Source organism: Meridianimarinicoccus aquatilis (assembly GCF_004358675.1).
GTDB classification, from domain to species: Bacteria; Pseudomonadota; Alphaproteobacteria; order Rhodobacterales; family Rhodobacteraceae; genus Meridianimarinicoccus; species Meridianimarinicoccus aquatilis.
On sequence record NZ_SMZO01000055.1, the window covers coordinates 1 to 22,058 of the forward strand.

General features: G+C 54.1%; 23 protein-coding genes. 9 read left to right on the top strand and 14 right to left on the bottom strand.

Annotation, left to right across the window (positions count from 1 at the left end; all coding sequences use genetic code 11):
• A partial coding sequence (locus E2L05_RS16945) for an ATP-binding protein (protein ID WP_165971777.1) occupies window positions 1–407 on the top strand: 407 nt, incomplete at its 5' end.
• Between the two features lie 49 nt (window positions 408–456).
• Here E2L05_RS16945 and E2L05_RS16950 read toward each other — a convergent pair.
• The 4 genes from E2L05_RS16950 to E2L05_RS16960 form a co-directional block, all read right to left on the bottom strand.
• A complete protein-coding gene (locus tag E2L05_RS16950; RefSeq protein ID WP_133344024.1) occupies window positions 457–2,352 on the bottom strand; it encodes a relaxase/mobilization nuclease domain-containing protein in 1,896 nt (631 codons plus the stop codon).
• Window positions 2,345–3,067 carry a helix-turn-helix domain-containing protein gene (locus E2L05_RS16955; RefSeq protein WP_133344025.1) on the bottom strand — a complete coding sequence of 241 codons (723 nt, stop codon included), beginning with the start codon at window positions 3,065–3,067 and terminating at the stop codon, window positions 2,345–2,347. Before E2L05_RS16955 ends, E2L05_RS16950 begins: the two co-directional genes overlap by 8 nt.
• A 512-nt stretch (window positions 3,068–3,579) precedes the next feature.
• Window positions 3,580–3,756 carry a hypothetical protein gene (locus E2L05_RS20845; RefSeq protein WP_165971797.1) on the bottom strand — a complete coding sequence of 59 codons (177 nt, stop codon included), beginning with the start codon at window positions 3,754–3,756 and terminating at the stop codon, window positions 3,580–3,582.
• Between the two features lie 528 nt (window positions 3,757–4,284).
• Window positions 4,285–4,950, bottom strand: a complete 666-nt coding sequence (locus tag E2L05_RS16960) for a DUF6088 family protein (RefSeq protein WP_072629739.1) — start codon at window positions 4,948–4,950, stop codon at window positions 4,285–4,287.
• Between the two features lie 500 nt (window positions 4,951–5,450).
• Here E2L05_RS16960 and E2L05_RS16965 point away from each other — a divergent pair, with 500 nt between their 5' ends.
• Together E2L05_RS16965 and E2L05_RS16970 are read left to right on the top strand one after the other, a co-directional pair.
• Window positions 5,451–5,990: a helix-turn-helix domain-containing protein gene (locus tag E2L05_RS16965; RefSeq protein WP_133344026.1), complete on the top strand. Its 540-nt coding sequence runs from the start codon at window positions 5,451–5,453 to the stop codon at window positions 5,988–5,990.
• Entirely contained in the window at window positions 5,974–6,585 is a 612-nt protein-coding gene (locus E2L05_RS16970) for a DUF3800 domain-containing protein (RefSeq protein ID WP_133344027.1), read from the top strand. Before E2L05_RS16965 ends, E2L05_RS16970 begins: the two co-directional genes overlap by 17 nt.
• 384 nt (window positions 6,586–6,969) lie before the next feature.
• Here E2L05_RS16970 and E2L05_RS16975 read toward each other — a convergent pair whose 3' ends face one another.
• Window positions 6,970–7,308 carry a DUF736 domain-containing protein gene (locus tag E2L05_RS16975; protein ID WP_133344028.1) on the bottom strand — a complete coding sequence of 113 codons (339 nt, stop codon included), beginning with the start codon at window positions 7,306–7,308 and terminating at the stop codon, window positions 6,970–6,972.
• Window positions 7,309–7,869: 561 nt separating this feature from the next.
• On the opposite strand from E2L05_RS16975, the gene E2L05_RS16985 reads away from it, so the two are divergent.
• Both E2L05_RS16985 and E2L05_RS16990 read left to right on the top strand, forming a co-directional pair.
• Complete coding sequence (locus tag E2L05_RS16985) at window positions 7,870–8,202, top strand: helix-turn-helix transcriptional regulator (RefSeq protein ID WP_133344030.1); 333 nt, start codon at window positions 7,870–7,872, stop codon at window positions 8,200–8,202.
• Window positions 8,192–9,508 carry a type II toxin-antitoxin system HipA family toxin gene (locus E2L05_RS16990; RefSeq protein WP_133344031.1) on the top strand — a complete coding sequence of 439 codons (1,317 nt, stop codon included), beginning with the start codon at window positions 8,192–8,194 and terminating at the stop codon, window positions 9,506–9,508. The genes E2L05_RS16985 and E2L05_RS16990 overlap by 11 nt, the downstream gene beginning before the upstream one ends.
• A gap of 420 nt (window positions 9,509–9,928) precedes the next feature.
• Here E2L05_RS16990 and E2L05_RS16995 read toward each other — a convergent pair whose 3' ends face one another.
• The 3 genes from E2L05_RS16995 to E2L05_RS17005 all read right to left on the bottom strand — a co-directional run bounded on the left by E2L05_RS16995 (window position 9,929) and on the right by E2L05_RS17005 (window position 12,733).
• Complete coding sequence (locus E2L05_RS16995) at window positions 9,929–11,122, bottom strand: IS91 family transposase (RefSeq protein WP_133344032.1); 1,194 nt, start codon at window positions 11,120–11,122, stop codon at window positions 9,929–9,931.
• Window positions 11,123–11,132: 10 nt separating this feature from the next.
• A complete protein-coding gene (locus E2L05_RS17000) occupies window positions 11,133–12,020 on the bottom strand; it encodes a tyrosine-type recombinase/integrase (protein ID WP_133344033.1) in 888 nt (295 codons plus the stop codon).
• A gap of 212 nt (window positions 12,021–12,232) precedes the next feature.
• Window positions 12,233–12,733: a GNAT family N-acetyltransferase gene (locus tag E2L05_RS17005; RefSeq protein WP_133344034.1), complete on the bottom strand. Its 501-nt coding sequence runs from the start codon at window positions 12,731–12,733 to the stop codon at window positions 12,233–12,235.
• Between the two features lie 88 nt (window positions 12,734–12,821).
• Here E2L05_RS17005 and E2L05_RS17010 point away from each other — a divergent pair, with 88 nt between their 5' ends.
• The gene (locus E2L05_RS17010) at window positions 12,822–13,370 is read left to right on the top strand and encodes a TetR/AcrR family transcriptional regulator (RefSeq protein WP_133344035.1); all 549 of its coding nucleotides are present in this window, start codon (window positions 12,822–12,824) and stop codon (window positions 13,368–13,370) included.
• Between the two features lie 266 nt (window positions 13,371–13,636).
• The gene (locus tag E2L05_RS17015; RefSeq protein ID WP_243722034.1) at window positions 13,637–14,293 is read left to right on the top strand and encodes a hypothetical protein; all 657 of its coding nucleotides are present in this window, start codon (window positions 13,637–13,639) and stop codon (window positions 14,291–14,293) included.
• A gap of 163 nt (window positions 14,294–14,456) precedes the next feature.
• Here the strand turns inward: E2L05_RS17015 and E2L05_RS17020 are convergent, their stop codons facing one another.
• From E2L05_RS17020 to repA, 4 genes are all read right to left on the bottom strand, one after another.
• A complete protein-coding gene (locus tag E2L05_RS17020) occupies window positions 14,457–15,743 on the bottom strand; it encodes an ATP-binding protein (protein ID WP_133344036.1) in 1,287 nt (428 codons plus the stop codon).
• Between the two features lie 545 nt (window positions 15,744–16,288).
• Complete coding sequence (repC, locus tag E2L05_RS17025) at window positions 16,289–17,383, bottom strand: plasmid replication protein RepC (RefSeq protein ID WP_133344037.1); 1,095 nt, start codon at window positions 17,381–17,383, stop codon at window positions 16,289–16,291.
• Window positions 17,384–17,610: 227 nt separating this feature from the next.
• Window positions 17,611–18,588: a plasmid partitioning protein RepB gene (gene repB / locus E2L05_RS17030; protein ID WP_133344038.1), complete on the bottom strand. Its 978-nt coding sequence runs from the start codon at window positions 18,586–18,588 to the stop codon at window positions 17,611–17,613.
• On the bottom strand, window positions 18,588–19,790 hold the full coding sequence (gene repA / locus E2L05_RS17035) for a plasmid partitioning protein RepA (RefSeq protein WP_133344039.1): 1,203 nt from the start codon (window positions 19,788–19,790) through the stop codon (window positions 18,588–18,590). Before repA ends, repB begins: the two co-directional genes overlap by 1 nt.
• A 494-nt stretch (window positions 19,791–20,284) precedes the next feature.
• Here repA and E2L05_RS17040 point away from each other — a divergent pair, with 494 nt between their 5' ends.
• On the top strand, window positions 20,285–20,626 hold the full coding sequence (locus tag E2L05_RS17040; protein WP_133344041.1) for a type II toxin-antitoxin system RelE/ParE family toxin: 342 nt from the start codon (window positions 20,285–20,287) through the stop codon (window positions 20,624–20,626).
• The gene (locus E2L05_RS17045; RefSeq protein ID WP_133344040.1) at window positions 20,623–20,916 is read left to right on the top strand and encodes a helix-turn-helix domain-containing protein; all 294 of its coding nucleotides are present in this window, start codon (window positions 20,623–20,625) and stop codon (window positions 20,914–20,916) included. The genes E2L05_RS17040 and E2L05_RS17045 overlap by 4 nt, the downstream gene beginning before the upstream one ends.
• A gap of 8 nt (window positions 20,917–20,924) precedes the next feature.
• On the opposite strand, the gene E2L05_RS17050 is transcribed toward E2L05_RS17045, so the two are convergent.
• Window positions 20,925–21,536: a DUF2493 domain-containing protein gene (locus E2L05_RS17050; protein ID WP_243722035.1), complete on the bottom strand. Its 612-nt coding sequence runs from the start codon at window positions 21,534–21,536 to the stop codon at window positions 20,925–20,927.
• A 115-nt stretch (window positions 21,537–21,651) separates the two neighbouring features.
• The coding region (locus tag E2L05_RS17055; protein WP_165971777.1) for an ATP-binding protein at window positions 21,652–22,058 on the bottom strand (407 nt) is incomplete at its 5' end.

Genomic DNA, 22,058 nt, shown 5'->3' on the forward strand with positions numbered 1-22,058 from the left:
ATCACAGATGCAAGGTGCGCTTCTACTCGACGGTGGAACTCGTCAACGCGCTGGAACAGGAAAAGGCGCTCGGGAAGGCCGGGAAAATGGCCGAGATGCTCACCAAGGTCGACTTGGTCATCCTCGACGAACTGGGATACCTGCCGTTCAGCTCATCAGGCGGCGCGCTCTTGTTCCACCTCCTGAGCAAACTCTACGAGCGCACCAGCGTGATCATCACCACAAACCTCAGCTTCTCAGAATGGGCGCAGGTCTTCGGGGATGCAAAGATGACAACCGCGCTCTTGGACCGGCTCACACACCGATGCCACATCCTGGAAACCGGCAACGACAGCTACCGCTTCAAAGCCAGCTCCGAAGCCGCCAAGAAAACAAGAAAGGACACACCAGCATTGACCACAACATAACCGCCGAGGAATAAACAAGGGTGGGTCAATTCTCGGTGAAAATACCGGGTCACTTCTCAGCAGAAATCAACACCTGAGCCTCTTGCTGCCCTTTGAGCTGCGCCACTTCGGTTGCCTTGTCCTGCTGCAGACTGGATGCGCGATCGGTGAACACTTGGTCGCCGGTTTCTTCGAAGGTCATTTCCAAGAATTCTTGCGTGACGGTGATCTGATCGATCTTGCTGGGCAACACGTCATCAAGGACTTCATAGTTCCCACGCCGCAGCTCGCCGAGGCCTTCCTCACCCAGCTCTTTGAACAACTCGGCCTGCAAGGTGCGCTCAACGGTTTCTTCTTGGGCTTCCGACAACTGCCCGTCGCGCAGCATATCCGCCAAATCCTGCAGATAGGTATTGGGGCTGCGATCATCCTCATCAATCAAAGGCAGGTCTGCCGCTTCTTCCTCTGCAAGGCCGAGTCCAATTGCGACGCCCAGTTCTTTGGCCCGCTCGGTCAGGGCTTCCATAACCCCGTCCACACGTTCCAAGGCCCTATCGAGTTGCTCATCACTGGCACTCTCGACCGTCAGCCCGTCTTTGCTCAGGACGGCATTCATATCACGCTCAACCCAGTCCTGCGCCATGCCATAATTCTTGGTGCCGCCTGCGGTGATGCGTGCTACCAGTTCGTCACCGTCCATGCCCGCCTCGTCGGCCTGCGCGAGGACATCTTTCAAAGCGTCGTCATTGCCGGATCGCAACGCCGCAATCAGTACCTCGCTTCCGGCACCCGGCGGATAAGGCTCTTCGAGCTGCTTGCCAAACCGCGCCCGCAATTCGGGATCGGGCACCATCTGCGACAAGTCGGCGATGACGGGAGCCGCTTTGGCCTCAAACGCGGCGCGCTCTGACACGTCCAGCTCTTCGGCCTTCAGCCGCAACGCCTCGATGGTGCGCTCGGAATAGTCGATAGCATCACCGACAGTTTTGATGTCCTTCATATCGATCTCTCCTTCGGTGAATTTCCATGGGGTGCCTGTGCCGAGGTTCTCCGCCATGCCGCGCACCGCGCGGGCCAGATGGCGCTGGTCCATGCGGTCCAGCAGGTCTGCGAACTCTGTGTAGTCTTTGGCAAAGCCCACGACCTGGGCTTGTGCTACGGCAGACTCCTCAGCCGTCATGATGATCTCGCGCGGCAGGCGCGCTTCTTCTTTGGCGCAGTAGATTTCGGCGAGGCCTGCGGGCTTCTCGAAAATGCCGCGCTCAAGCCGCGTGGTGGCGTCGAGCATGACGCCGTAGCCCTCGGCGATCTCGGCCTGCTTTTCGCGCATCAGCTGCGGTGACATCACGCCCTCGGCCCAACAAGAAAACCATGTCCCCTGATCGAGGCCTCGATTATTCAGAACGATGTGGGCGTGTTTGTGTGCGCGGTCGTCGTGCACGGCGAGCACGTAATCCCACTGATCACCGTATTCGCCGCTCTCGAAGAAATGCTCGGTCCAATCCATCGCAATGTCGCGCACCTGATCGACGGTGACGTCAGTCGGAAACGACAACAGCATATGCGAGGTGAACCCGAGCTTCGTCGACCCACGCCAGGTCTCGGACCACGCCTCGATGATGTCGACCTTCTGATCCTCAGACAGCACCGCTGCGTCGGTCAGCGCATTGGTCATGGTCGAATAGGTGTAGACCGCCTTGTCATTGATATAGGTAAGCTGATTGCCAAGAGAGGTTTGAGTCTTGCAGCCCCCTGCCCTGATCCGCTTGAACACGGCCGCACGGCTCTGGCCACTGGCGGCCTTGGCGACGTTGCGTGCCGACATAGATCCCACGCGCCCAAAGCTGCGCCCTTGCCGTCGACCGGCGATACGCGCATCAATCCGCGCCGCTGCCTTGCCCCGGATCCGCTCATCCTCCCAGAGCTTCCCCATGACGGAACTGTAGAGAGCAAGCGGATCAGCCATTGGAGAAGTTCCGATCGATAACCGCTCTGCCCGCCTGTTGCGTAGCCCCTCCATTCGGAGCCGATGCCGCCGACGCCCGCACTCCTGCGCGGCCGCTATCCCCTGCCACCAAGCGCAGCCCCGATGTCGCACGCGCAGGCTCATCTGGATGCGCTCGCAGGGTGGCATCCCCTTCTTCCTTTAACGGCCAATCCTGCTTGCGCCGGACCTGCGCTGCATCCTTCATCTGACCAAGCTCACGGCTCATGCCCTGCGCAAGATCGAGCAATTCAACGAGCAAGGCCCGATCCTTGGGTGACACAGACACCTTGCCGCGATGCACGGCTTTTGCGAGCGCCAAACCTGCATCACTGACGTCCTTGGCTTGTCGCCAACGGGCACAGAATTCAGCAACTAGATCGCGCGGCACATCAAGGAACCCACATCGTCCGCGCAGCACTGCATTGAGGGCTTGGGAGCGGTTGGCAAAACCACGTGTCTGCCACTCCGCATCAAAGGCGGCGAGCTCTGACGCTGAGGCGCGGAAACTGACCCGCTCAGAGGGATCACGCACGGCCAGCCCTTCGCCCTGCTCTTCCTTTGCCAGCCGCGTCACATGCCTGCGAGAGACGCCGTAGGCTTCTGCCAAGACCTTTGGGGTTTCACCTGCATGGTAACGCCGCGCCAGTTCAATGCGCTGCTCCAGCTTGAGGCGTTTTGGTCTTCCTGTCTTCATCACAAGCGTACCTCGCTACATCCAAATTCAAATGCCCGACGGCGCATGCGAGGCAGCGTTTGCTTGCAAGCGCGTTCGCATGTGCAGGCGGATTCTGTGTTGCGTGGCACGCTCTCAAACCCCTCGGACAAATGTCGCAGACAAGTGGCATATCCTGCCAACGTCCTTCTCTTCTTCTTCCTTCATATATCAATATTACATATTGCGCAATTTATCTTTTTGCATGAGTTCAATTTCTATGCGCTTCACGCCGCTTCCCGGAGGCCACACCAACTATCAGAAACATTCTGACTGACCCTGTTGGCAGCTCGCACAAAGCGAGCGCGGGCCTTCACCTACAAAACACCACTCAAGGGTCTGCACCCCCAAGGCGCATCAAGTGATCAACATGAGAACACACACAAAGCTGACGCCCGACCGCGTCGGTGTCAGCTTCTGCATCTGCCTGTCTGGGCCCTCCGACTGGAGGTCGCCCACCCCTGCGGATCAATCAATCCGCAGGGGTATCTGGCTCAATGAGCCAGATCCTGAGTGCGCAAATCTGCGCAGCGATATTGGGCAATCAGAGCCTCGGTTGCGAGGCTGTCTATGACTTCGGGATGGTCGCCATCTTCAAATGCTGAGAGGTAGGTTTCAAATGCCATGTCAGCTTGCAGTTCTGCCAGGTCGAGGGATTGTTCGTATGTCATGTTGTGATCCTTTCCATTGATCGTCGTTGGACGGATCGTGAAAAAGTCTGGAGGCATCAGAGCGGGTTGCACCCAACTTGGGGCGCAATGAAATGGAGCACGCGACGGGCGATGTTTGTTGTGCGCGAAGCGCAAGGCGTCAGCCGTCCAGAAACCTCACCCAAGCGTTGCAGGCCGCTCGCCTCCGGGCTAGCGATCTGATGGGCCAACAGGTCAATGGGGAGGGTTACAACGGGGGTGTTAGATCGATCGTCGTCCACCAGTTTGCCTGCATTCGACAGAGGACAGAACCCCACACTGAAATGCGAAGATGCGGCAAATCAAGCCGCCTCAAGAAACCGCACAGCCGCTTCAAACCGACAAGATCAGGCTCGATTCAATTGGTCTTCAAGCGCCCCAATCGACACCAAGATTGCATCAAAGGACGGAGCCTCACCGAAGATCATCGTCTCGGTTTTCTGTCGTAGCCACCCACACGCTCAGCCAAGTCTGCACGTGACACGAGCGAGGCGTTCAAACCCTCCATGCTCATCCCTGATGAACCTCGGCCGCATCAAACAGAGGCCCCCGCAAAATTTCCTGCATCCAGATCGGCATGGCTGACAAGCCGCCCTTCAGATCGTCCAAAAGAGTGGGACCCGTTTCTTTATCTGCAAGCATGCGGCGTACCGTTTTGAGAACGGCCTTCCGCTCAACATCATCCGACATAGCGTCATGAAGCCAGTGCAACGCCTGCACCAGATACATGCCAGGGCGCCCTGCCCAATACAGCCGACTTGGAGCTGCCTGTTTGAAAACGATCTTTTGATTGCCCAGAGAGACAGGCCTCAACCGTGCATCTACAAGCACCTCGATTTTAGCCGGCACCGCATTGGTGAGGCCGAGCGTGTTGGCAGCCGTCATACCATCGATCAACCAGCGAACCTGATCGCGACGCGAGATTGCATCGATGACGGCGCGGTAGTCGGGTACACTAGTTTTGCCTGTCAGCGCATTCTGGGATGGCTTGTCGTAAAGCCCTCGCCCAATCCGCCGCAACTGGTCAGACGTGACCATGCGCTGCAGCGCTTTGTCGACAGCATCGCGGCCGCCGATGTCGACAAAATCCACTGGAGTCCAAACCCGCTGGGGCACATCAATAATGCGCGCGAGGAGGCGATCTGGCAAAGTCTGGATGCGAGCAATATCTGACATGTCCGAAATATACTACAAATTTCGGACATTTGAAACCCAACGAGTATTCTATGCTTCGAATTCACACGTCCTGAGCGGGTCTGCCAATGCAAACAACCGCAGTGTTGCCCACCAACTGGGACGGTTAACCCACATCACGGCAGCGCGACGGGAGGCAAACGTCAAAGACGCACAATACTCTGGTGAAAAAAGCCATAACTGATTGCAGTTGATGCGATCAAACATGCAAAGTAATATGCTGAAAACACGTAAAGTCGGGTTCCCTTGGCCGAAATCCCCACTTTGGCGTTGATATATTTTCCACCATACGGTAGGTGCGATTATCGTACCCACCTGACGTTGATTTTAAAGCACCTAAGCAGCGTCATTCGATAAGCGCGAGTCATGAGCAGCGCAATATCGTAATTCAGGTAGGGTGGAAAAGTCACCAGCCGTAGGCCCCGCCAGCGTATTGAGAACTCGCTAAAGCCTCCGTAGATCAATTGCCAAGGAGGCCCAGGATGGCAAAACCAACTAGAAAACAGGTAGGGGTGAAAATAGCACCGGAGCCTAGTACGGAAAATGACGCTGAGAAGAAGTCGTCGACCCAGAGAATCTTTGGCGCGAAGGTCATGGACCATGGCTACACGGCTTTGCCCAACATCTTGATGCGCGGACAAAAGCGGCTCGGGATTAGCACGACGCAATTCAACATTGTTGCGCAACTTATGAGCTATTGGTTTGACCCTGCCCGCCCACCGTTCCCGTCCAAGCGTGATCTCGCACAAAGGATGGGAATTACGGAGCAAACACTGCGCATAAATATCAAGGCGCTTGAAGAGCGTGGACTTGTGATGCGTGAGCAATGGAAAACTGCGGCAGGCGATTACGGCTCAAACAGGTACCATCTTGATGGGTTGGTTAAGGCACTGAAGAAGCTTGAGCCTGATTTTGATGAAGAACGAAAGGAGCGGAGGCAATCAACGACTCTGACCGAGAAGCCGAACGCAAGAGCCAACGCCAGAAATACGAAGGGCAAGACCGATGGCAGCCCAGAATAAGCGTATCCTCTGCTTCATTGATGAATGCGGAACGGCGGGTCAGAATGGTTTTGCGCTAGGCTGCGTCATGGCATGGGCGCGAGAATGCGGTAAGGCAGACAAATCTTTGAGTGACCTACTTGAACCCAATGCAAACGAATTGCATGCGGTCAATCTCAAGAAAGAGTATCTGCAAAGTCTTCTGGGGCGATATGCGCAAACTGACAGGCCCGAGATGGTTTTGATGAACCGGTTGGGGACAGTTATCGATGGGACAGCACCAGCAATCTATGCTGGCAATGTGATTGAGACTGTGAAGGTTGCGATTGGGCAATTTCGCAAACTGCACAAGATCAACAATCGTGGTTTGGGGAATGTTGAGCTGATCCTTGACCAGAACCATCACAACACTGACCCAGAATGCCAGAGGTTGCTTCAAGAGGCCTGTGACAATGACGGGCGCTTCCAAGCGGTCAATCAGATCAGCCAGATCGACTCAGCGGCGTCACGATTGCTACAGCTGGCGGATCTGGTGGCGTATTCTCGAACGTGGATTCATAAGGGCGAGGACAACGCGAAGGGTCTTCATGAGAACTTTGGCATTCGTGTCATCTGAATCAAAAAAACCGCCCAAGGGGCGGCTTTTAGGAGCGGCTTGCAACCTTACCTTTTATGGCTCGGGTCACCGCGACGCTCGCCCTGCACACGGCATAACGGGTCGCCGACAGTTTCCTGTCTGGCCATTAGATAGCATGGGTGGGGTTAATAATCAACTACTCCCTGTTACGTTCACTCTATCGCAAGGCAACACCACCGGTGCCGCGCAATGCCTTTAGGCGATTAATTCGTCGCCACCTAAAACGCTTCAATAGTATCTTAGCACAAGGAAGACCAACCAAACACAGCCTCTCGACTTCTGAACTTGCAATCTCATCTCGCTGAAATTCTCTTTTTGGTGCAGAGACGGCAGCCAGACCGCCGAAGCGGTCTGGCTTGTTTGTTAAGCGGCCTCTTTCGGGCCCCAAGGGATAATGGCTTGCAGGGACATGTCATCCTGGCTCGCGGCCTTGCCAAGGTTGGCGTTGAAGGCGTGATCCCGGACCGTCAGGGTGAAATAATCAGAACCGGTGTCTTTGTTCTGCTTCTTCCAGATGCCACCGCACTCAACCAGTTTGCCGCGCGGGGAACGGCCAAGGACGCGGTGCGTTGGTGCCATCGGGTTGCTGCTGGCAACGGGCTCGACTGTGATGTCGAGGTCGAAGGTCAGGGTTGAAATTGAGCCTACGCCTTTTGCGGTTTCGATGTCGTCACTGGTGAATTTGATGCAGTTCGTGGTCATTGCTTTTCTCCTTGTTTGCGTTGCAATGATGGTCACTTTGCAGCTGGCTAAGGCCTGGACACACCGAAGGCGGAGCGCAGCGGAGAGGGGCAGGCACCGCTCTTTTTGTTCCGCGAGGAATGGCCCGCAGGGTCAGGGGAAAAAGATCGGGGACAACCTTTGTGACCGGGGCGACAGCTGCGACCAGCATTATCGAGCAACTCAACACATATGGAGAAAGCGCATGGCCACGTCGTTGATAGTGAACGCTGACAAAAGAAACTGCGAAGAGGCATCTTTATTTCCAGTTTGACTGACATTTTGCCAATCACGAGACCCAGCCTCCGCTAGGCCCGAGAGCGACACGCCTCGTTCTCTTTGATCTTACCGCAAACTCTGGTGAAGCCGGTTAGCTGGAATGGATGCATCAAGGATCAGTGACGTTTAATTAACTGCACATAAGTTGCTTTACGTTCAGAAAACTGAACGGCGTCTTGACTTGGCTATCGATTGACAGTACTCGTTCAGTATATTGGACGTAAAGCTTTTAACGTCCATCTAATCAGACAATGATGGTGCGACATGAAACGCAAGAGAAGCTATTCACGGGTTACGAAGCAGGCTTTGTCTGTCTTCGGCAAACTGATCCGCGTCGCACGCACAGAACGCGGCATGACGGCGCAAGACCTTGCGGACCGTGCAAACATTAGCCGCACGACGTTGTACAACATCGAAAAAGGAACGCCCGGCCCCGAAATCGGTACAGTCTTCGAGGTCGCTGCGCTTGTTGGCGTCCGCCTGTTTGATGTCGACGACAGCACACTCGCCATGCACAACTCCCGTCTTGATGAAAAACTAACGCTGCTGCCTAAGAGCGTCCGGACATCAAAACAGGAGGTCAACGATGACTTCTAACCTTGATCAAGCCTCAGAGGCCTTCGTCTGGATTTGGCTGCCAGAAAGCCCTACCCCAGTCGTGGCGGGGCGCATTACCCAAGATGCAGACCGGTTCGTGTTCAACTACGGCGCAAGTTACCTCGAGCGCAAGGATGCGATACCGATATACGCGCCGGAACTCCCACTTCGCCGTGGCATTATCGAACCTGAGGCCGGGCTTTCGATGGCAAGCTGCATTCGCGATGGTTCTCCGGATGCTTGGGGCCGACGGGTCATCATCAATCGTTTAGTTGGCGCAAAGGCGAGTGAAGCGGAAGTCGGCAACATCACAGAGATATCCTACCTGCTTGCATCCGGTTCTGACCGCATTGGTGCCCTCGATTTCCAAGCATCCGCGACGGAGTATGTGCCGCGTCAGAAATCCGAAGCGACATATGAGGAGCTCATTGAGGCTGCCAGTCTTATTGAAAAAGGTGTCCCGCTGACACCCGGCCTTGATCAAGCGCTCAACCATGGCACGTCTATCGGCGGCGCACGGCCCAAAGCGCTTATCGATCGTGGTGATCGCAAGTTGATCGCCAAGTTCTCGGCCAGCGGCGACCTCTATAGCGTTGTGAAAGCGGAATTCATCGCGATGAAGCTCGCGGCTGCCTGCGGCCTAGACGTCGCTCCCGTCTCAATGATCGAGGCAGGCGGCAAAGACGTGCTCTTGATCGAGCGCTTTGATCGGACCCGCGCAGGTGAGGACTGGCATCGCAAAGCGATGGTGTCTGCGCTGACAATCCTTGGGCTGGATGAGATGATGGCGCGCTATGCCTCCTATGAGGATTTAGCCGAGATCATCCGTCACCGCTTCGCCAAGCCTAAGGAGACGCTGCGAGAATTATTTGGCCGGATCTGCTTTAACGTACTCTGCGGCAATACGGACGATCATGCTCGCAATCACGCGGCCTTTTGGGACGGCAAGATGCTCACACTCTCCCCTGCCTATGACATCTGCCCACAAGGCCGCACAGGAAATGAAGCGACACAGGCGATGTTGATCAAGGGCGATAACCGAATGAGCACATTGGCCAATTGCCTTGCTGCAGCGCCTGACTTCTTGCTCACGGATGAAGAGGCCGTCGACATCATCACACAGCAGATTATTACAATCGCTGGCGAATGGGATGCTGTCTGTGACTTAGCAAACCTAAGCGCGATCGACAAAGTTCTCTTCGGCGGGCGGCAATTCCTGAACCCTTACTGCATCGACGGTTTGACCTCGGATCATGATGCGCTACCCAATAAATTTGCGCGATTGCGGGCGCAATTGTTAGCTTAGTCAGGGGTCGTTTCGATAGGTATTTGGCCTTTACGGTAAGCGAAAGCAGCCGTTCGTAAATAGCGCAACGAATGCTACAGAAGATGAAGATTTTCTGATGCGGGCCAGGGTGCGAGGCTTCGACTTGGTGTGAGTGTGGCCCGCGTTGGAAAATCTCTCAGGGAGGAAGCCGCGGGGGCTGGGCGGTATCTATGGGGAAAGAGCGCTGTGGGCTGTGCTTGTGACTACTGTTGATGTGTTGTTGTGCAGATTGAAGTTGGCTGTTTCTGTGTTCCGCCAGAGCGTTTGGCCTAGATTTAATCCGGGCCGTAGCCGTTTTGTACCTTTTTTTGCGATCAGCGGGATCGCTGCACACAAGGGATTTTGGCCGGTGTTGCTGAAGCAGCCGGTTTGCATTGGATGGGATGAACGTGCAGTCGATCATGCGGCCTGTTTCCTTGGTGGCGCGCGGGATCGGGGAACCTGGCCGCGTTTGAATGTCTCGATGATCAGCAGTGTACCGCCGCAACAGGGGCATGGTTCGCGCAGGGTAAGTGGTGCAGGATCATCTTCGGATGGTGGTTTCTGCTCTGGCGCGCTTGCCCCGATTAGGGCACGGACCTTTGCGATATTGACCTTGCGCTGTGCGGAAGCCAGCAGGCCGTAGTGGCGGATGCGGTGAAAGCCGTCAGGCAGGACATGCATCAGGAACCTGCGGATGAACTCGCCCGTGTCGAGCCGCATAACCTTCATGCGGTCACCTGACTTGATCCGGTAGTCTTTCCATCGGAACGCCACGGTGTTGGCATCGGCGCTGACGAGGCGGCTATTTGAGATGGCGACACGATGGGTATAACGGCTGAGATAGGCTAGCACCTGCTCGGGTCCGCCGAAGGGCGGTTTGGCATAGACCACCCATTCGGTTTTGCGGAACGGGGCCAACCAGTTTGCAAATGCACCGGTCTCAGCCAGCCCTTTTAGGCCACTATAAAACGCCAGATCACCCGAGCGATGCAGCGCCATCAGTCCTTCGATGAACAGGCGGCGGAACAGCCGTGACAGCACCCGCACGTGCAAAAAGAACCCTGGCTTGCATGCGACCCAACGCGATCCATCTGCTGACAGCCCACCACCGGGCACGACCATGTGGATGTGGGGATGGTGGGTGAGCGCAGAGCCCCAAGTGTGCAGGACGCTGGTCATACCGACACGCGCTCCGAGGCGCTTGGGATCAGCGGCGATGGTCATCACGGTCTCGGCGGACGCCCGGAACAGCAGGCCATAGACCGCCCGCTTGTTCCAGAGAGCGATCCGCGCAATCTCGGCTGGCAGGGTGAAGACCAGGTGGAAATACGCGACCGGCAGCAAGTCTTCAGCGCGGGCTGTCATCCAGTCCCGTGCGGCCGGCCCCTGACACTTAGGGCAGTGTCGGTTCTTGCAACTGTTATACGCGATGTGCCGATGGCTGCATTTGGTGCAGGCGGCCACATGCCCGCCGAGGGCCTCCGTTCGGCAAGCTTCTATCGCCGACATCACTTTGAGCTGGCTCAGGCTGACATGCCCTGCATTGGCCCGCCGCCACGCGGGACCATACTTGCGGAATATCTCAGCGACCTCCAGCCTTGCGCGCGGCAATCCCCGTCCGTCACTCCGGTCGCTTTTTGCGGGTCTGGAGGTTCAACTGCTTGAGGGCCTCGAATGGACTGGTCGTATCCCGGATCATCTTGGTGGCGACTTTGGTGTACTGGGCAGTTGTCGTCAGCTTGGCATGGCCCAGGAGCACCTGGATCACCCGAACATCCGTCCCGGCTTCCAGCAGATGGGTGGCAAAACTGTGCCGCAGGGTATGCAGCGTCGCGGGCTTGTTGATCCCTGCCATGCGCTTGGCCGATGTGAAGGCCCGGTTGAGCTGACGCGGCGAGATCGGGTTGATCTTGGGTTTGCCCGGGAACATCCACCCTTCGGGCCGCGCCTCGCACCAATAGTCACGTAACAGGTCAAGCAATGCAGGCGACAGCATCACCTTGCGGTCTTTACGCCCCTTGCCCTGCACGACGTGGATCAACATCCGGTCGCTGTCGATATCGCCGGTCGTGAGGTTGCAAACCTCGGAGGCGCGCAACCCCGCACCATAAGAGATACTGAGCGCCGCGCGATACTTGAGCCCGGGGCCAGGTGCTACGGCCAGAAGCTCGGACACTTCCTCAACGCTGAGCACCGCAGGCAGCTTGCGCGGCTGGGTGCGGAATTGCATGTACTTCTTCATCTCATCACGCCCGCAGGTCATCGAGAAAAAGAAGCGCAGGGCGGTGATGCGGGCATTGTAGACAGAGGGCGTGACCTCGGTGTCTGTCATGTGAAGCTGATACGCGCGCAGCTCCTCGGGCGTCGCCGCATCTGGTGCATGCTTCAGAAACGCGGCGAAATCCTTGACCGCCCGGATATGCGCCCTTTGGGACTGGGGCCCCAAACCCCGAATGCGCATATCTTCGATCATCCGCTCCCGAAGCGGTGTTGTTCTCTCGCTGACCATGAAATCCTCCTGTCTGTCGATTGAGAAACCTCAATCGTCAAACAGGTCAGCCAAATCGCAAAATGCGCAGGCCTGTCAGGTACAGATCAACAGCTGCCAAAAGCGCCAGTGCCGCGCGAGCGGCTTCGTCCTCGAGCCCAAAGTACCGGATGCTGCGCGGAGTACCAACGTCCGCTTACTCTGTACTTGCCCTGCAAAATCCAATTTTTCCCCTAGTCGCTAGGATGCGTTTGGCACGTCGTCTCAAGTCTAAATTTCTTGAAAACTTCGCCATCATATTCAATATTTTCGACGAATTTGGCCCCACCACGAGACAGTGCACCCAAATTCTTGCGGGACGGAGGAAGGAGAAATGTGACAAAATCGATGCGAGGGTCGACGGATGCGAACTCAATAGCTTTACGCGAAATTCGGATTCCTAGACCAAAGTGGTCCGGCATGAGGACGAGACCAAAATCCCAGTCTTCGCCTTCCTTTTGAAACCCACCCCATCCAACATAAGCACCATCACTTAGGATTGCCCAATGCCCCAAACCATCGCGTTGCCAAGTATCTTCCTTTCCGATCACGAATTTTTTGGCATCTTCAAGCGTCCATTTGGAGGTCAAAAGTGGCATATGCGCGGCGACACGGGGGTCATTCATATGTGAAATGATGGCCTCCAACGAGATATCGGTTAGACGCACAAATTCGATTTCAGAGGTATTTTCCAAGTCAGTCTCGCTAGCTTAGGAGCTTAATGTACGGCAGCGTATATTTTATCCGGTTTCCTTTGTAAATACGGTGGCGTATATTTCTAAAATGAACAAAATTAAATTTACCGAAGAGGCATGGCTGGCCGCAGGTTTTCGGGCCCTTACAACCAATGGACCAACCGCAATCAGAGCAGAGGCCCTTGCACGGAGTCTTGGCGCAACCAAGGGATCGTTTTATTGGAATTTCGACGATGTTCCATCTTTCAAACGCGCCATGTTGAGCCTCTGGCGCGACGGAGTTGTCCAAGAAATCGAAAGTTACGTTCTAGCTGAGCCAGACGAATTCAAACGCCTTAGAGTATTGGCGGCTCGTGCAGCAAAACCTGCCCCAGACAAATTTGGAGGGCGGCGGGTTGAACCGGCGATGCGAGCATGGGCTCTAACTGATCCAGTCGCTCTGGCAGTCGTAAGCGAGGTTGATGAGATCAGACTGTCGTTAGTAGCAAAATTGCTATGTGACATTGGGCAGAATGAACCCGCGCTGGTGCAGTTAGTCTACGGAGCATTTATCGGTTTGGATGATCTAGCATCTAAGGGGCGTGTAGATATTGTTATCGCCCTAGAAGCATTGCTGACGATTGTAACAGAACATTAGCCCGGCTGCGTTTGGTGGCCCAAAATGGTTGGAAGGGTTTAACGAAGATCTAGTGCGTCCGTTGGAACTTGAGTATTTATACCACATTCGGTAGCGGCCGTTGGCGCAGCCGCAGCGAAAACTCACTATGTCCCGCTTCCTTCCCCTTCGTTGCGACCGCGGCGAAAGTCCGGTCTACGTTTACAGAAAGCAACAATCATTTGAGTAGGTAACCTTCAAATTTTGCTTCAATCGACATTGAGACGGCCAAAGTGGTAGGCGACTACATGATTAAGTACCAAGACATTGCTGATGGTGATCCAGTACTCGATCACTCCCGCCTTCTGAAGGCGATGGAAAACGCATTTGAGTATGCCACTGCTCATGGTGGGATCGGGCTCACGCAGACCAAAGCCTTCAATCGCAAGTTTGCCCATTGGATGGCAGATCATTCACCTTGGCCGCGATACCACACCGATGAATTGATGACGCTCAACAAGGTTCTGAACGAATGGGACGTGCCACATGCCATGGTCGTCCATGACCTAATCATCCTCGCCAAGTTCGGGCGTCATACTAAGGGTAAGTTTCAGATTTCAAAAAAGGCGCAACACCTTGCCTGCCAGCGTGGTGCGTTCTTCGCCAAAATCGCTGAAACGTACTTGTTTGAATATAATCACGCGCGAAATGCCCGATCAGAGTTCGCAGCTCCCGGAAACTGGGACATCTTCCTCAACATCATCAACGTCGAGGCCGAACAAGGCCTCACAGAAGCGCATCTCGTCAAGACGCTCTATGGTCTCGAAAAACGTGCGCATGTGATTGATCGGGAATACTATGACCACGTCGGGTTCATCTTCACGCATGTTCTGCAACCACTCAGTTGGCTTGGTTTTCTGGCAGAAACATCCGACGGTATGGTCGACGTACCACATCGCCACTAAGGCTTCACTCAAGCTGTTGGCATCAAAATTGAGCCCCCTGCCCTCCTTGCTTTGCGTCAGCGTCTTCGCATCATCTATTTTTGCGGCAGACCAGTGATCATTTGCAATCTCGATGACACGAAGCCAACAGATCAAGCCGGGGATCAGGGCATTTGAAACACAATCAAAAATTGATCGTGCTCCAAAGCGCGCTCACCGGAAGGGCGAAGTTCCTGTCGCCAAAGGTGAGCTTTTCTTGGCCTAGGTAGAACACGATCCCCGTGCATTTTTTACTACGACCAGGCCCGTCTTTTGAAAACCATTTGAGGTGTTTGAAATCATCTCCATTGACTGATGCAGACGCCTTGATCTCAACGCAGACCAAGTGGCTGCCACCGTCGATCAGGATGTCAATTTCCCGCTGGTCTGCACTGCGCCAGTGATAGAGCCGGTAGTCAGCGGCCTGCATTGGGACGGCACGCTGGATTTCGTTCAGAACAAAGCTCTCTAGCAGGCCGCCAAGCGCCTGAGGGTTGTTGTCGATAGTAAAGGTATCTTGGGTGAAACGCCGAAGGGCACAGGCGATGCCAGTATCTGCAAAATGGTATTTCGGGTTCTTGATCTCCCGCCTGCCCTCGCCTGATGTCCAGGCACCCAGCTTGGTCAACATTGACAGCCTTAGCAGGATATCAAGGTATTGATCGACGGTAACCCGTTGCAGTTTCGTCAGTTTAGAAAGCTCGGAAGTGTTGATTTCCTGCGCGGAGCGTGCCGCCATCTGATCTATCAGGATACGCAACGCATCCGGTTTTCGAACCGGCATGATATCAGCGACATCGCGCTCCACCACTGCGTCGATGTAATCCCGATATTGCCGCTGGCGGGATCTGATCGGCAGCTCTCTCACCTCTGGAAAACCACCTTCTAGGATGAGATCTATGTAGTCATGTCGATTGACCTGTTCTGGACCACCCACCTGCCCTAGTTTCGGTTCGTTTTGAATCGCCCAATCCATGATGCGATTGACGGGTGCCTTTTTGACTTCAGCGACGGATAGGGGCCAGAGCTTAAGTGTTCGCATTCTACCCGCAAGCGAGTCAGCCACATCAGTGGTTGTGAATACGTTGGAGGAGCCGGTAAGTACAAATTGCCCCTTACGCCGATTGGTATCGACGACCATCTTGATCGCGAGAGCTAGTTTTTTGGATCGCTGGGCCTCATCAATGATAAGCGGCTCGCTGTTCAAATTTTCCGTTAAGCTGGTAAGCTGCCCCTCCGGGTCCGCTTCAATGGCCGCCAAGACAGCTGCGTCATCCAATGTGATGAAACGGCCATTGCCAAACAAGTCTCGTACAAGTGTTGTCTTGCCAACTTGCCTTGGACCAATGAGGTTGACCACACGTGCTGATGCAAGTGCATCTTCAAGCTCTGGGATGAGGTGCCTTGGCAGATATTCTTCTGTATCAGTCATGAACCTTTTGTCTCTCCCTCGCCTGATGAAGCCCAAACCGAAAAAGAGGTCCGCTTTTTTCTCACAGAATGCATATTAGAGATCCCACCATTTGTCTATTAGATGTCTCACCATTTGTTCATTAGTGCATCTACAGTTTGCCTAGAACATAGGTTTTCTGGGAATTTCGTAGAGTTCACATTCACTCGCTCTCGGCGCGCGGTCAGGTCACGTGAGCTGTCTATCTCGATCATCAGCAAGTAGCTCGACGCTGTCACGTTTGAGCGTAGTGCCTCTTTCCGCTTGCAACAGATCATCTTGCGAAAGTGTCGGCAGTCCTATCCCAGGTACTTCTTACACACCTGAAACTGATCGAGCTTTATAATTCGAGCTGTGAAGTGCCTGATTTTGAGTCCCCTGCCCTCTTTCTATCAACGACGCCGTTTCTTCGTTCGGAATTTACCGCGAGCAGCCGTCTGTTTTAAGTGTCGTTGCCCCCTGCCCGGACGACAAAGGCTGTGGCAATGACATCACTTTGAGAAAATTGTCCGCGGACAATTTTTGGTTCACGCGGCATAACTCTGAGCCTTAGCAAGACGCCTTACCAATCTTTCTGGGCTGAAATTGTCACTCTTCGATCCCGTCGTAATTGAACGAAAGTAGGCACCAACGGCTTTGATTTTGTCATGGAACTGCATAATCGCCCATACTGTGGCTGCAGCTCTTAGTGCACCAAGTCTTGCATGTGCTGCATCATAGTTTTGGGTCGTGATCCCTATCATCGGTGCAAGCGTTCGAGCGTGAGCTACGACATCATGAATTGTTTCAATCTTTCTCAGTGAAAATTCGGCAGCCTGTGGGCAAGCTGATAACAATTCTGGGATCGTGATCGGAGCATCGGAACTTGTAAGAGGAGTTTCTTTTTTTAAAGCAACACTCTCTTTATCAATATGTTCTTTATTTGACTTATGATGGTGCCGGACAAATTGACCGTTACTGGCGGTCAGAGTAGTCGTCAAATTAGGAGTTTGATCGTCTGGTCCCTCAGCTTCAACTTCAGTAACTGGTAGGTTTGCGAGGATTTGTTCGCAGTCTTCGAGCGATAACTTGCGTCGAAGAATACGGAATATGTTGAGGGCCCTGTCGTCGTCAGGGTTTTCGACGAGGCTTGCATTGGCGGCAGTACGTATCTTAGCGCGCAGGTAATCGATCTGTTCCCGTTCCCTCAGGACTTCTGCTGCCAAAGCTGAAATTTCGTGAAGTCGGTCAAAGAGCGGTGTAAGGTCGAAGCCAAACCGTAGAGCTTTACCTTCAATGCGGTTGTGCTTAGTGAAGCGCTTCCGGTTTGGGCTGTCACGGCGAACGAGTAGCCCAGTTTCCTGCAATGTTGCAGCATGACGTCTGATCGTTCTGTCTGAAATGCCATTGCGTCGAAACGTGAGCGTCGAGTTTGATGCAAACACAGTGTGGTGATTGCGTTTGGGTGCGAGGCACGAAAGCATCGCATCTAATGTTGAAATTACGGACGCGCTCAAGCCGAGACGCGGAGCGGCGTTGCGGAGCGTTGCTATGACGATGTGACGCTCTGGAAGGGAATTGTCCGCGGACAATAGTTCATTGGTCCGCAGCCCAGTGGGTGCAGTTGCTTTTGTAAATGCCATGTTTTTTCACGACAACCTGATGTGAAAGGCTCCGATATCTCTGAAAATCAGAAAAAAGGCCGCAAATCTTCAGCAACCGAATCGGTTGTTATTGACTGGCGCGGAGAAGCTGGTAAATCTGAAAGTGCAAAGAACAGATTGGGCTCTCCTAGGGAAACCTTGGGGGGCTCTTTCTTTTTTGGGTTGTTGGTCGTGCTCCTTTTTTAAGTTTTACTGCTCGGTCGACATCAGTCAGGCTTTTGCTCTGACTGCCACGCCTCATAGAGGCGCGTAAGCTCAGCTTCTGCGTTGTTACGCATCCACTGGGCAAATTCCGGGGCATCAGACTTCGACAGCTTGAATGTCAAAGCACGGGCCGTCTCTTTTACTTCTGCCAAAGCCGTCCCATCGCTAAGTTTGATCGATAGGGTAGGGGGGGCAGCTGGTTTGTCTGGGGCTTTAGATTTCAGCGCTTGAGTAATGGCATCACTGACCATGCCAAAGCGGTCGTCGGAGCTTCTGGCTGCATTAAACTGAAGCGTTGCGGTGACCTGTTCAAGATCGATGCTATCGCTGCGCGACTGGTCTGCCAGCTCTTCCCAACGTCTGCGTCCAATGCCGTGCGCGGAGCCGATCTTCTCGATGACTGACTTTGGAATAGACCGTGCAACTTTGGTCATGCGCGATAACATTGGCTTGTCCACAGCGAGGGCATCCAGAATGATTGCTTGCTCGTAGCCACTTGTAGCCAGTTCGGTGGCGAAAAGCGCTTTTTCAATGAAGCTTGGGTCCAAGCGTTGAGTGTTTTCTTGTCCCTGGGCAAGAATAGCCTCTTCATCAGAAAGAGACCTGACAAGTGCTTTCGCGGGAATGCCGAGCGACCGCAAAGCCCGCAATCTGCGGCGGCCATAGACGATCTTGTAGTGCCCCGGTTTGTCCGAGATCGGCCGCACCATAATCGGGACTTGCTGGCCGTGCGCCTTGATGCTTTCCGCCAGCGTTAAGATATCCGAATCGGTGAACGAGAGTCGATCCTTGGGGCCGCTCTCTTCGATGACATCAACAGAGATTTCCCGCACCGCGTTGCTCGCAACATCTTTCAAAGTAGACTTCACGCCGCTCATTGCACCAGTATTTGGAAAACGCGCTTTTTGCTCGCTAGACGGTGCCGCCGTGCTGTCCGCATCAGGTGGAGGAGGCGGCTGGAATAGGTTTCTACGGGCCATCAGTCAGTATCCCTTCCCCAAGCTTGCTGGATCGTCTTCTCGAACTCATCCGCAACGCCGTTAACAGACTCTAATATGCGGTTTAGTGTCTTCTTTACGATTTGTGAGGGATCCAGCTCATAGATGGTTTGCTGCGTCATCCCAGCGTCGGAGATCGCTGTGGATTTGAGCATTGGCGTGGTTAACACCTGATCAAGAAGAATGGACCGTAAGAAGCCCGCCATTTGTGATTGGGGTACGTCGGTCGGTTCATATCGAGCGACTAAGAACTTTAGGAAATTCCAATCGATTGGCCCTGCGGCCTCTTCTAGGGTTTGGACAGTTTCTCCAGCCATTTCAAGGAATTGCGCCATTGAGGCAACATCCAACATGCTGGGAACAACCGTGATCAGAAGGCCAGTTGACGCCAACAGGGCCGTCATCGTTGTAAAGCCAAGCTGAGGCGGACAATCTATGATTACTAAATCATATTCGGCCTCAATTTCGTCGAGGGCGATTGCAAGGCGTTGTGTAAAAGGAGGATCAATCTTGTGCTGAAGTGCATAGGCCGTCTCAGTCTCGTACTCGGATAATAAGAGGCCCGCAGGTGCGAGATCAAGATTATGAAAGTAGGTCTTTCGAATGATCTGGCTCAATGGTAGCGGATCTTCATACTTAAGCGCGTCATAGATCGTACCGTTCTCGGCGAACTCGATTTCAGGACGGTATCCGAACATTGTGGTCAAGCTGGCTTGCGGATCCATGTCGATTGCAAGAACGCGATAGCCTCGCAAGGCGTAGCGTTGGGCCAAGTGGATCGCAGTTGTCGTTTTGCTGGACCCGCCTTTGAAGTTGACGATGGAAATAATCTGAAGAGCGTCGTTATCACGACGTCCAGGAAGGTATGCCTCACCATTTCGACCAGTTTTCGCCATGACATGACGGATTTGATCAATCTCCTGTGCAGTGTATAGCCTGCGACCTCTGGAATCAGTCTCTACGTCAGGGAAATCGCCTTCTTGATGACGTGTCCTAAGATTAGACATGCTGATACCTGTCAGCTCAGAAACTTCAGCAGGATGAAACTTGCGCAGCGCTTTTCGACTATCGGGCTGGAAGCTGTTGCGCATATGATGATTCAACGCTTCCGACAGGCGGGCGGCATTCGCTGCAATCGATGCGGCGATTGTGCTGGTTTGTGCGTTATTAGAGTCTGAATTCATGTTGCCCTCACGACCTCTTACCGGGTCATTTCTGTTTCGTCGCTAAATAACGTGATTTGCGTTGGTTAGCGACAATTGAACTCATGACACGCAAGTTATCCCCAGGCAACATTTTTTTGCGCGTTGCTTGTTTCTGGAGCTTTCCGAACATTGCCCAAAAAAGGCAGATTTTGCGCATAACAATCTGATAATACTTAAGATATTTCATCTAGTGGCTGGTTTTGCAAGATCTGGTGGTGTTTGCCTCGCCAAGCCCAACCAATAGCATCGGCATCCATATTTCGAATCGGGTGGCTTTCCGATTTTGTGGTGACGGATGAAATAGGGCATCGCAATACTGCTGATTAAAGGCTCGGAATCCGAACTGCAAAAAGGACGATTTTTCACAACCGGCAAGAGAGTGGCGAGGTCAACCATCTTGGGACTTGCATGCGCAAGCAGGGTACCATACGTCGTTGACATATAAGTCATTGAAGCATATATGTATTGAAATGATGAAACGATTGCAGACTGTTGTTGAGCTTCCAGAATTTCAGAGGCGCGCCAAGGCAATCATGTCTGACCATGAACGCGAGGCTGCAATAAACTTTGTCGCGGCCAATCCTGAGGCGGGTGTATCCCTCGGAGGTGGTCTGCGCAAAGTACGTATCCCTCGGGACGGCAGCGGTAAGAGCGGTGGATTCAGGACGATTTATGTATTTGGTGGAACTCAGATGCCTATTTTTCTGATTACGGTTTTTGCCAAGAATGAGAAGGCCAATCTGTCAAAGACAGAACAAGCTGCGGCTGTCGAGATGAGCAAAGCGATTGTCTCAAGATATGGAGATGGAACATGAGTGCATTTGAGAGCGTAAAAAATGGCCTTGGAGAGGCTCTGGCCGTGGCCAACGGTGATGCCACTGATGCGATGGTGCATGAGGTTACTGTAACCAGCGTCAATGTCGCAGAAGTCCGACAGCAAACCGGCTTATCACAGGCCGCATTCGCCAAAAGCATCGGTGTGGCAAAAGGAACTTTGCTAAATTGGGAACACGGACGTCGGCATCCGACAGGACCGGCACAGGTCCTGTTAGCACTCATCGCCAAAAAACCGTCAGTCGTTCAGGACTTGTTGCGCGGCGCGTGAACCGGGGCTTACACCCCAACCCTCTTCACGCGGATCCCGAGCTTGCGCGCTTTGTCTACGATATTCTCGGTGATCCCTGACCCTGGCGTTGCAATCAATCCCTGAGGCAGGATTTCCAACATCTTGTCGTTGCGCTTGAACGGGGCTGCTTTGCCGTGGCTTTTCCAGTCGGGCTTGAACACCACCTGCGTCACGCCGCGTGTATCTGCCCACCGTGCTGCGATCATCTCTGCACCTTTGGGAGTCCCTCCATGGAGCAGAACCATATCGGGGTATTTTTGATGCGTGGCATCGAGGACTGACCAGATGAGATCGTAGGCTTGGTAGTCCCCACCTGAGAAAGCAATACGGGTGCCTTCAGGGCAATGCACTTCGATCTCTTTGCGGCGCTTGGCCGAAAGAAAGGCCCGACTGTCCACAACAGCAGATGTCAGACCTCTGTGCGAGACTTTCGATCCGGTGCGGGGCATCCAAGGCGAACCTGTCGCTGCAGAGAAATGGTCACAGGCTAGATCCCGCATTTGCTCGAAGGCGTCGCGGTGGTCCCAGAGCTTTAGCCCGATCATTTGCAAGCGTTCCAGCTCAACCGAAGCAACCTCGGAGCCGTCCTGCGCGCTCATGCTCTCACGGACTTCGCATTCATTGTCATCAAGGCGTCTTTGCTGTTGATTTCTGCTGAGAAGTGACCCGGTATTTTCACCGAGAATTGACCCACCCTTGTTTATTCCTCGGCGGTTATGTTGTGGTCAATGCTGGTGTGTCCTTTCTTGTTTTCTTGGCGGCTTCGGAGCTGGCTTTGAAGCGGTAGCTGTCGTTGCCGGTTTCCAGGATGTGGCATCGGTGTGTGAGCCGGTCCAAGAGCGCGGTTGTCATCTTTGCATCCCCGAAGACCTGCGCCCATTCTGAGAAGCTGAGGTTTGTGGTGATGATCACGCTGGTGCGCTCGTAGAGTTTGCTCAGGAGGTGGAACAAGAGCGCGCCGCCTGATGAGCTGAACGGCAGGTATCCCAGTTCGTCGAGGATGACCAAGTCGACCTTGGTGAGCATCTCGGCCATTTTCCCGGCCTTCCCGAGCGCCTTTTCCTGTTCCAGCGCGTTGACGAGTTCCACCGTCGAGTAGAAGCGCACCTTGCATCTGTGAT